Origin of the sequence: Clostridium sp. CF012 (assembly GCF_018861755.1) — a bacterium.
In the GTDB taxonomy this organism is placed as follows: domain Bacteria; phylum Bacillota; class Clostridia; order Clostridiales; family Clostridiaceae; genus Clostridium_AD.
This window is the reverse complement of sequence record NZ_JAHLEF010000061.1, coordinates 1-11,120: the sequence shown is the minus strand read 5'-3', so window position 1 is coordinate 11,120 and position 11,120 is coordinate 1. Positions and strand designations below refer to the sequence as shown.

At 35.6% G+C, this 11,120-nt stretch carries 6 protein-coding genes and 1 pseudogene; all 7 read left to right on the top strand.

Translation table 11 applies throughout. The features are described from left to right. Window positions 1-182, top strand: a 182-nt coding sequence (locus KPL50_RS25680; RefSeq protein ID WP_216301331.1) for a hypothetical protein, incomplete at its 5' end; no start/stop codon positions are given. 99 nt (window positions 183-281) lie between these two features. Beyond that, complete coding sequence (locus tag KPL50_RS25675; RefSeq protein WP_216301330.1) at window positions 282-2,786, top strand: helix-turn-helix domain-containing protein; 2,505 nt, start codon at window positions 282-284, stop codon at window positions 2,784-2,786. A 190-nt stretch (window positions 2,787-2,976) separates the two neighbouring features. Beyond that, entirely contained in the window at window positions 2,977-3,855 is an 879-nt protein-coding gene (locus tag KPL50_RS25670) for a phosphatase PAP2 family protein (RefSeq protein ID WP_216301329.1), read from the top strand. A gap of 25 nt (window positions 3,856-3,880) precedes the next feature. Then, on the top strand, window positions 3,881-5,581 hold the full coding sequence (locus KPL50_RS25665) for a glycoside hydrolase family 3 protein (protein WP_216301328.1): 1,701 nt from the start codon (window positions 3,881-3,883) through the stop codon (window positions 5,579-5,581). Between the two features lie 71 nt (window positions 5,582-5,652). Next, the gene (locus tag KPL50_RS25660; protein ID WP_216301327.1) at window positions 5,653-7,029 is read left to right on the top strand and encodes an MFS transporter; all 1,377 of its coding nucleotides are present in this window, start codon (window positions 5,653-5,655) and stop codon (window positions 7,027-7,029) included. A gap of 78 nt (window positions 7,030-7,107) precedes the next feature. Beyond that, entirely contained in the window at window positions 7,108-8,208 is a 1,101-nt protein-coding gene (locus KPL50_RS25655) for an alpha/beta hydrolase (protein ID WP_216301326.1), read from the top strand. A gap of 60 nt (window positions 8,209-8,268) precedes the next feature. After that, window positions 8,269-10,684 (top strand): annotated as a pseudogene (locus tag KPL50_RS28055) (glycoside hydrolase family 3 C-terminal domain-containing protein). Window positions 10,685-11,120: the final 436 nt, after the last annotated feature.

Here is an 11,120-nt window from a genome sequence, read left to right as displayed (position 1 = left end):
CGAAGGTTAAGCTTCAATGCGCCAATGGTACTGCAGGGGTGACCTTGTGGGAGAGTAGGTTGTCGCCAGGTAAGAAAAAAACCACTAAGTCTAACTTAGTGGTTTTTATTTTGCGTAAATACAAAAACCAATTATTTCCATGGAATCTGAAAAACATTTTAAAGACGTATGAAGGGTGGTAAATGTTGTAATATTGTTTTATACTTAAACTGACAATGTAAATATATAGATGGTGTTTTATGAAATTTATCTTGTTGCTATAAATTAATAGGGGGGTAATCATGTATAAATACGAGGTTATTAACCATGATGAAAGATTGCCTATAAAAATATTTCTGCATAATATTAACAAGTACCCTGTTCACTGGCATGAGGATATTGAGATAATTTTTGTATTAGAAGGCAGTATTAAGATAACTGAAGAATACAAGGATTATGTGTTAAAAGAAGATGATATCTTCCTTTTTAACAGTAATGTCATGCATTCAAGTGAATACATTAACCAGAATACTACATTAGTTATCCAATTTGATACCAAGTATTTTGAAAATTATTTTACTGGTTTTTCTGGTATTGTCTTTGATTGCAAGTCCTCCTTAAACAACACTAAATATGAATCCAAATATAATTTTATTCGTAATGCTTTAGCAAATCTTATGATGACTGTTCAAAAAAAGGATAGTGATTATGCACTCAAAGCTAATGAACTCATTTTTAAACTTGTAGGGTATCTTATATCGCATTTTCAGATAAAATCTAATAAGTATAATTTTGTAAAGCCAGATGAACGCTTAAAGCGGATCGTACAATACATAAATGAACATTATAGGTCGGATATATCACTGCAGAACATAGCAGATAAGGAATATCTAAGTCTTCAATATATCTCAAAGTACTTTAAAGAGAAAATGGGAGTAACTTTTATCAAATATTCAACCTCGGTACGGCTAAAAAAATCTATACCAGATTTGACATATACCAGTAAAAATATATTAAATATTGCAATTGAACATGGGTTCCCCAATGCGAAATCATACTATAAAGCATTTGAGGAGGCATTTTCAATGACTCCAAGTGCATATCGAAGACAATATCAGCAGGTGCTTGATAATAATAATGAGATAAATGGATTAAATTATTTTAATTTTAATCCACAGCAGGCATTGAAGCATCTTTTAAAATACCTCTCAATAAAAGCCGAAGTTGCGAGTGGAGCAGAAAAGACGGTTACCTATGAATTAAATATAAACAAAGAAGTCAAAATGATAAAACACACATGGAGAAAGCTAATGACCTTTGGACGTGCTGCCGAAGGGCTTAGGGCAGAATTTCAGCGACAGATGCGTGAGGTACAGAAAGAAATCCCCTTTGAATATGTGCGATTCCATGGCATATTTAATGATGAGATGATGGTGTATAACGAGTATGAGGATGAAACACCTTACTATAATTTTACCTATGTGGATGAACTATTCGATTTCTTTTTAGAATGTAAGATAAAGCCCTTTATAGAACTAGGGTTTATGCCTGGAAAGCTTGCATCAAATAAAGAGCAATATATCTTTTGGTGGAAGGGTAATATCAGTTATCCAAAGGATATAAATAAATGGCTTGGGCTAATAGGTGCTTTTGCCCAGCATTTAATAAAACGTTATGGAAGAGATGAAGTTTTGAGCTGGTATTTTGAGATATGGAATGAACCTAATATTAAAAATGTATTTTGGTATGAGACAAAAGAAGCTTTTTTTAATTTCTTTAATAAGACCCTTTTAGCTATAAAAGCCATTGATTCACGTCTTAAAGTAGGTGGACCTGCGGTAATAAATGAGTATAAATCTGGAGCTACATGGTATGATGAATTTCTGGAATTTGTTAAGGATGAAAACATGAGTTTTGACTTTTTTAGCTATCATGTCTATCCTATTACATATGATGAAAGTCTTTTGAAGGATATAGTAATAAGGGATTTTAATAATCCACAGACGGCCCCAGGGGTGAGTTATAAGTATAAGCTTGGAGAAAGGGACTTTATAGAAGGGCAGGCTAAGATAATTAAAGATAAGGTAAGAAGCCACATAAGAAAGGATATTGAAATCCACATAACAGAGTTTAATAGTAGTGTAAATTCAAGGGATTTAGTCCATGACACCTGCTTTATGGCAGCCTTTCTGGTACACAACATTCTTAGAGTCTATAAATATGCAGATAGTTTAGGCTACTGGGCATTTACAGATATATTTGAAGAATATACAGCTGGAGAAACTACTTTTCATGGTGGGTTTGGTTTTATAACAAATAATGGCATAAAAAAACCACACTATTATGCTTACTATCTTTTAAATAAACTTGGTAATGAGGTTTTAGAGCAAGGTGAAAACTATATAATAACTAAGAAAAATACAGAATATCAGATATTATTTTATAATTATTGTGACTATGATGAGTTGTATAAAAATCTTGAAACCTCACATATTAGCCATTTAGATAGGTATAATGTCTTTGAGAAAGGAGAAACTCAAAAACTGGATATACGTATTAAGGGGTTAAAAAAGGGAACATATATAATAAAAACTTATAAGGTTGATAGAGAGAATGGTTCAGCCTATGATGAATGGATAAAAATGGGCGCACCACAATCTCTTCATAAAGAAGAAGTTCAGTGGCTAAAGAAAAAATCTTTACCAGCATATTATGTAAAAAACACTAAGGTGGAGGACTATTTAGAAATTAATGAGGAATTGAAGTGCCACGGTGTTATGCTTATTGAAATTGTTAGCGAAAGTTAACAATTTTTTTGTGTCATTTTTTAACCTGTAAACGTTTTAGTGAACTCTGTTTGAAGAGTATAAACTAATACCTGATAAAAATAGGTACAAAATATTGTAATTATTGGAATGATTTTTGTAGAGTGAATTGTTAAAATAATATTATGAACTTTTATATAATTTATAAAATTAAGAATTAGGAGGTAGATATATGGTGAAAAAATCGACACGAAATGTAATTTTATTTTTAAGCCTTTGGGCTCTATTGGCAGGAATATTTGCTTTCACGGACCTTAGTATTTCAAACACTCTTTTCAATCAAAAATCTGGTTGGGTACATTTTTTTGATGCTTTTGGAGAGCATCCAGCAATGATTATAGCATTTGTCTCAGCAAACATTCTTTTTAGTTTAGCTAGAGGGGAAAAAACTGTGAAGAAAATTTTCATGTGGGTTATAAATGCAGTTTTAATGCTTCTTAGTGGTTATATGATGGTAATGATGGTTGCATTCAGAATGTTTGAGGCAAAGCTTTCCGGTACACAAAGTATTATAGCATTGCTATGTACAATCATCATAATAGTTATCATTCAAGTATTGCTTAGAAAGGTTTCTTATGAAAGACTAGATGAGTTTAGAAGAGCTGCCCTCATTAGTATAGTCACCGTATTTGCTTTTAATTTTTTGGCTAATGTTATTAAACCAGTTTGGGGTAGAGCAAGACCTAGGGACTTGACGACTGATCAATCAAACTACTTTCCATGGTATCTTCTACAGCATTTTCCACATGGAGAATCTTTCTTTTCTGGGCATGCAGGAAATGGATTTTCAACATTACTTTTAGTGCTATTCGCTGAAAAAATGAAAAAAACAGCTGTTAAGTGGGCATTAGTGACGGGTATAGTTTGGGGTCTTATTATTGCTGTAAGCAGAGTAATTATTGGTGCACATTTTCCTTCTGATGTACTCTTCGGCGGCTTTATTGCAATTTCTTTGATTTATATAAATAGCTGCATATTTAAAGATAAAGCCATTGAAAAAAAGCTAAATTACAAGCTTCAAAGTACAGGTACGACTAAATCATTAGCCTAAAGACTTTATAAGGAGGAATAAAATAATGTTGGATTTAAGAAACAAGCCATTTTATCTGAATGATGAGGATATTAAATGGGTAAATAATACGTTGGCAGGTATGGATTTACCTGCTAAAATAGGACAACTTTTTTGCCCTATTGGCATGACTGATGATGAAGGAATTCTCCAGAAGATTCTAAGTGGTATTAAACCTGGTGGACTCATGTTTAGAGCTGGTAAGGGTTGTGATGTTCAAAAGACTCATCGGTTTCTGCAAAACAATTCAGAAATTCCACTTCTCATCGCTGCTAACTTAGAAGCAGGAGGAACAGGAACTGCTATTGATGGTACAAAGTATGGTAATCAGATGCAGGTAGCGGCAACGGATGATGAAGAGTATGCATATAAGCTTGGAATTATTGCGGGTCGAGAAGGTCGTGCAGTTGGATGTAATTGGGCATTTGCCCCTGTAACGGATATAGACTATAACTTTCATAATCCAATAACAAATACTCGAACCTATGGTTCAAATCCAGAAAGAGTGCTTCGTATGGCACGTTCCTATATGAAGGGCATCCATGAGTCAGGACTGGCTGTGTCAGTTAAACATTTCCCGGGTGATGGTGTTGATGACCGTGATCAACATCTTTTGACATCTATCAATTCCTTGGAAGTTGCGGAATGGGATGAAGGCTATGGAAAAATCTACAAGGGAATGATTGAAGATGGTGCAATGACCTTTATGATAGGACATATTATGCATCCAGCCTATTCAAGAAAATTGCGCCCTGGTATAAAAGATGAGGAATTGATGCCAGCTACACTTTCGCCAGAACTTCTTAATGGACTATTAAGAGAAAAACTTGGATTTAATGGTTTGATAGTTACTGATGCGACATTGATGGCTGGTTTTACACAGGCAATGAAGCGTGAGGAGGCTGTACCTTATTCCATTGCTGCAGGCTGTGATATGTTCCTATTTAATCAGGATATTGGTGAGGACTTTCAGTTTATGATTAATGGGATACAAAGCGGCATACTCGACCCAGAACGTATTGATGAGGCAGTAACTAGAATTTTGGCACTTAAAGCTGCTATAAAGCTTCATAAGCAAAAGGAGAATGGTACTCTAGTTCCAGAAGAGGATGCCTTAAAGGTACTAAAATGTGAAGAGCATATAAGATGGGCTAATGAATGTGCTGATAAAGCAGTAACACTTGTTAAGGATACTCAAAACCTGCTTCCACTCTCAATTGAAAAGCATAAAAGAATTATGCTGTATGTTCTTGGTGATGATGAGGGACTTTTTGGAGGTGTGTCAATAGCTAATGAATTTATTGATTTAATAAAAAAAGAAGGTTTCGAAGTAAATAAATTTGATAATACTAGGTTTGATTTTAGCTTGCTTATGCAGCCAGTAAATGCATTTGCAGAAAAATATGATTTGGTGCTTTATTTAGCGAACCTTGAAACTGCTAGTAATCAGACCACTGTAAGGATTACATGGACTCCACCTATGGGCTTAGATCTTCCAAAGTATTTGAATGAAGTTCCAGCTATGTTTATCTCTGTTGCAAACCCCTATCACCTACAGGATGTACCCAGAATAAAAACTTTTATTAATGCCTATACATCAAGCGGACCTGTTATTGAGGCAGTGGTAGAGAAAATAATGGGTAGATCACAATTTAAGGGCGTAAATCCTGTAGATCCCTTCTGTGGTTATTGGGAAGCGAAGCTGTAATCATCTAATATGAGTATTAGAGTAATTATTTATTAAGGTGAAATATGTAAATTATAAAGGGGGATGATTTAATGGAAACACAGGTTCAAACTAAAAAGGTAGACTATACACAACAAATTAGCTTTGGAGAAAAGTTTGGATATGGACTTGGTGATCTAGCAAGTAATCTTGTCTTTGCAGCAATGGGTACATTTATGACCTTCTTCTATACAGATGTTGCGGGTATGGGAGCTGGTGTTATCGGCACAATAATGCTTATATCTAGGCTTTTGGATGGGATTAGTGATATAGGTATGGGTATAATCATGGATAGGACTAAATCTAAATATGGTAAAGCACGTCCATGGATTCTCTGGATGGCTGTACCTTTTGGTATTTGTGCTGCATTACTTTTTACTGTACCTAATTTTGGACCTGCCGGGAAAATTATTTATGTGTTTATAACTTATAACTTAATGTCCACAGTTATATACACCGCTATTAATATACCTTATGGTGCTATGAATTCGCTAATGACTCAAGATCAATTTCAACGTTCTGTTATAAATATTTTTAGAATGGTTATGGCAATGGCAGGTGCTTTGACAGTAAATATGATTACATTGCCTGTTGCAAAAGCTTTTGGTGATGGGCCAAAAGGGTGGTCACTAACTTTTGCTACTTTTGGTGCAGTAGCAACAATTTTATTCATTATTACCTTCTTAACTACAAAGGAAAGGGTCAAACCGGCAGCAGGTCAAGAGCAAAAGACCGTGCCTGTAAAAGAGGGATTTAAAGCATTAATGATGAATAAGTACTGGATGATTATGGTTATATTAGGGGTTGTTACCTTCATAGGGCAAGGCATAGGTGGGGCAAATATATATTATGCTCAATATGTCCTTGGTGATAAAAATTATATTGGAACCTTAACCATGACTATGATGGTACCAATGATAGTAGGGATGTTTTTGGTTGCTCTACTTATAAAAAGGATTGGAAAACGTAATTCAGCACTTATTGGTACTGTAATTGTGTTAATTGGCCAAGTAATAATGATGATTTCACCTTCAAACCTCACATTTATATTAGTTGCATCAGCTATAAAAGGATTGGGAAGTGCACCTTTAGTAGTATCTGTATTTGCTATGGTTGCTGATACTATTGAATATGGTGAATGGAAGTCTGGGGTTAGAACAGAGGGCTTAGTTTATAGTGCAGCAAGCTTTGGAGGAAAAGTTGGTGCTGGGCTCGGAGTTGCTTTAATCGGATGGGTATTATCTACAGGAGGATATGTTGGTGGTGTATCAACACAATCAGCAGCAGCTATAGGATCGATTAAAATATTATTCCTCTACATTCCTGCTATTATTACAGTTTTACAATTTGTTTTATTGTGGTTCTATAAGTTAGATAAGGAATACCCAAAAATCGTTGAGGAACTTCATCAGCGTAGTTTAGCTAAATAGGGAGTAAGGCTTATTATTTTTATGAGAAGAGACAATAAGAATTATATAAAATATATTTGTAAGAAATGAGGGGAAGGTATGGAAAGAAAGTATAATGTGGACTTATTGCAAAAATTACAGGAAAGACAATACATTAAAAAGGAAAAGGGAATTGAAATAATCTATAAGAGAATTCCTGACACAGATGAGGCTGGTGTTATGGATCCTAGGCTTTATAAAAGCATGAAAAAGCAACTGATGATTATGAAATTTTTGCCGAAAAGCATGTTTTCAAACAAAGACCCGCTGTCCATGGTAAAAAGGTTTCGAAAGATGTTCAACGGTGTAAAGAGTATACCTATTGTAACTGCTAAAATTGATATAGAACGTTTAAGCATTGACTGTGAGGGTGCATCCGTTCCAATCCGTATTTATAAACCAGAGGGGAATAAAAAAAATCTACCTATATATCTGTATTTCCATGGTGGTGGCTTTTTTGCAGGTTCGAGTGATGTTGTTGAGGAGTTGTGTAAGGTTTTAGTTGAACGTGAGGGTATTGTTGCTATATCCGTAGACTATCGCCTGGCACCGGAAAATAAATTTCCTGCAAGTCATGATGACTGCTTTAATGCCCTTAAATGGGTATACAACAATGCAGATTTCTTTGGTGGTGATAAAAACAAAGTCTGCGTTTCAGGAGATTCGGCAGGAGGTAACCTTGCAATCTTTTGTGCTATGAAAGACCGAGATTTAAAATTAGGCATGGTAAAACTGGAGGCACTTATATACCCAAGTGTAAATATGGGTGCAGTTGAGGACGAGGACTACCATTGGAGCATTGAGGAATACGAGATTTCGAAAAAGTATAAGTATGCTCTTAACATGATGATAAATGGTTTTGGCGATTCTGGAGACTCCTTTAAGGCAATTCTTGGGGTAGATGATATAAGAACACCTTATTTAACACCCTATATGGCAGACCTTAAGGGAATGCCACCTACAATTGTATTATTTGGTGAGCATGATTTTCTTAAAATAGAATGCGTGTCCTATGCCGTTAAGCTTAACAAGGCTGGAGTTAAGACTAGGACAATAATATACAGGGGACTTGGACATGGATTTGCTGATGTAATAGGAGGTTATCCTCAGGCAGAGGACTGTATGATTGAGATAGGCAAGTTTATAAGAGAAAATCTTTAATGACATTTCAGCATTGAAGATGATGATTTAATGACATTTGAAAGAAGGAGTGAGTAGATTTTGAATGAAAACGTTAAGGAAATTGTAAAACAGATGACTCTTGAGGAAAAGGCATCGCTGTGCTCTGGTAAGGATTTCTGGCATTTAAAAGCTATAGAGAGGCTGGGGCTTAAACCTATTATGGTAACGGATGGTCCACACGGTCTTCGAAAGCAGGCAGAAAACAGTGACCACCTTGGAATAAACAACAGCGTGCCTGCAACCTGCTTTCCTACAGCCTCAGCTACTGCCTGCAGTTTTGACAGGGAGCTTTTAATTGAAATGGGCACAGCACTTGCACAGGAGTGCCTTCAGGAGAAGGTCGCAGTACTTTTAGGGCCAGGAGCTAATATTAAGCGTTCACCACTTTGTGGAAGAAACTTTGAGTATATATCCGAGGACCCCTATCTTACAGGAGAGATGGCAGCAGCTTTAATAAAGGGGGTAGAAAGTCAGGGGATTGGCACATCTCTTAAGCATTTTACAGCAAACAATCAGGAAAAATGCCGTCTTACAGGAAATTCTGTTGTGGACGAACGTGCGCTTCGTGAGATTTATCTTGCTGGTTTTGAAACAGCAGTAAAAAAAGGTAAGCCATCAACAATTATGTGTGCATATAATCAGCTAAATGGCACCTTCTGTAGTGAGAATAAAAAACTTCTGACAGATATACTCCGTACACAATGGGGTTTTGAAGGTGTTGTAATGACTGATTGGGGTGCTGTGGATGATCGGGTGGACGGTCTTATGGCAGGCCTTGATCTCGAGATGCCCTCAAGTAATGGAATGAATGATGCAAGGATTGTAAAAGCGGTGAAAGAGGGGAAAATTTCAGAGGAGGTTCTTGATAAAGCTGTAGAGCGCTTGGTTTATCTTATATTAAAGGGAATAGACGTAGAAAAAAAAGATTTCACATATTCACAAGAAGAGCACCAGGGGCTTTCAAAAAAAATAGCAGAACAATCAGCGGTGCTACTGAAAAATGATGGAGGGATTTTGCCGTCAGATAAAAAACAAAAGGCTGCAGTAATAGGTAGATTTGCAAAAAACTCCAAGATATCAGGGTTCCGGTTCATCTAAAATTAATCCTTTAAAAATAGAATGTGCATGGGATGCATTTGTTGCAGCAGGCATTGAGTCTCAATATGCTGAGGGGTATTCACTTAAAGAAATGGAGCCAGATGCTGAGCTTATTAATGAGGCAGTAGAGGTTTCTAAAAACAGTGATATTGTATTTATTTTTGCAGGCTTACCTGATGAGTATGAATCAGAGGGTTTTGACCGTACTACCCTTTCAATGCCACGCAGCCATAACAGCCTTATAGAGGCGGTAAGTGAAGTGTCTGAAAATGTAGTGGTTATACTCTTTGGAGGTGCACCTGTTGAGATGCCGTGGATATCAAAAGTAAAGTCAGTGCTGATGTGCTACTTAGGCGGACAATCTGGAGGCAGCGCAGTTGTAGATTTATTATACGGCAATGTAAACCCTTCGGGAAAGCTTGCAGAAACATATCCAATATCTTTAGCGGATACTCCATGTTATAACTATTATCCAGAAACAGCAAAAAAAGTACAGTACCGAGAGAGTATTTTTGTAGGCTATCGCTACTACGACAGTGTACAAAAATCGGTTTTATTCCCCTTTGGACACGGATTATCCTACACAAGCTTTAATTACAGTAATATATTTGTAAGTAGCGATAATATTGAAGACAGTGAACTTCTTACTGTTTCACTTGATGTAACTAATACAGGAGAAAGAGAAGGTAAGGAAATAGTACAGCTTTATGTAACTCAGGAAAATCCAACTATTTTTAAGGCATCAAAAGAACTGAAGAGTTTTGAAAAGATTTACCTTATGCCAGGAGAGAAGCAAAAAGTTACATTTAATCTTAATAAGCGCTCTTTTGCTTATTACAATACAAATATCAACGACTGGCATGTAGAGAGTGGCAAATATATAATATCAGTTGGTGCTTCAAGTAGAGATATAAGGCTTGCAGCCTCAGTAAATGTAACTTCAGCAGACGAAAAGGTTTTAATACCGGATTACAGAAAAAATGCACCGGCCTATTACAATCTGTCACAGGGCAGCTTAAAGGTAAGCGAGAATGAGTTTGTTGCCCTTTTAGACTTTCCCTTGACTCCTGATAGTTCAGCAATGGTTGGGACATTTAATGTTAACTCTACCATGACAGATATAAAAGACACTCTCATAGGAAAGCTGATGCTAAAAACAGTGAAGAAAAGGGCTCACCAGATGGCTGGGGAAGATGAACAATTAAACCGTATGATATCAGAGATGATAAACGATATGCCACTTAGAAGTTTTGCTATGCTCAGTAATGGAGAACTTACAATTGATAAAATTGAAGGCATTGTAGACATGTTAAACCACAGATATTTAAAGGGAATTAAAAAATTAGTAAATAAATAAATTTCATATAAAGAGAAGGTTGAGTTCATTTGGATAGAGATGGCAAGTGGCTTAACTTGAAAGCATCTTAATGAATTAGATGCTTAAATGTAGACATATTATTATATACTTAGCCATGTGTGTCAATATAAACAAAACAAAGGATTATGGGACAATAGGCCGGAAATAAGGAATAACATTGTTATACAGCAAGAAAGCTAAATATACAACTTTCTTATTATGATAGAATACTACTTGTCGCTGCGAGTGAGTAACGACAAAGGTAAAGGTTGATAAGTTAACATTAAATGCTTTAGAAAAACATTTAAAGTATATTGAAAAAAATGTTGACAAAACAAGAAATACCTAGTAATATAGTAGAAGTCGTCACTTGATGACAAAACAAATTGGTCTTTGAAAATTAAACAGAGAAATAGGTAAAATAGCGAAATAATAT

What these genes read in the sequence shown, in the direction of transcription:
- KPL50_RS25675 (WP_216301330.1), top strand. Translation starts at nt 282, where the DNA reads ATGTATAAATACGAGGTTATTAACCATGATGAAAGATTGCCTATAAAA.
- KPL50_RS25670 (WP_216301329.1), top strand. Translation starts at nt 2,977, where the DNA reads ATGGTGAAAAAATCGACACGAAATGTAATTTTATTTTTAAGCCTTTGG.
- KPL50_RS25665 (WP_216301328.1), top strand. Translation starts at nt 3,881, where the DNA reads ATGTTGGATTTAAGAAACAAGCCATTTTATCTGAATGATGAGGATATT.
- KPL50_RS25660 (WP_216301327.1), top strand. Translation starts at nt 5,653, where the DNA reads ATGGAAACACAGGTTCAAACTAAAAAGGTAGACTATACACAACAAATT.
- KPL50_RS25655 (WP_216301326.1), top strand. Translation starts at nt 7,108, where the DNA reads ATGGAAAGAAAGTATAATGTGGACTTATTGCAAAAATTACAGGAAAGA.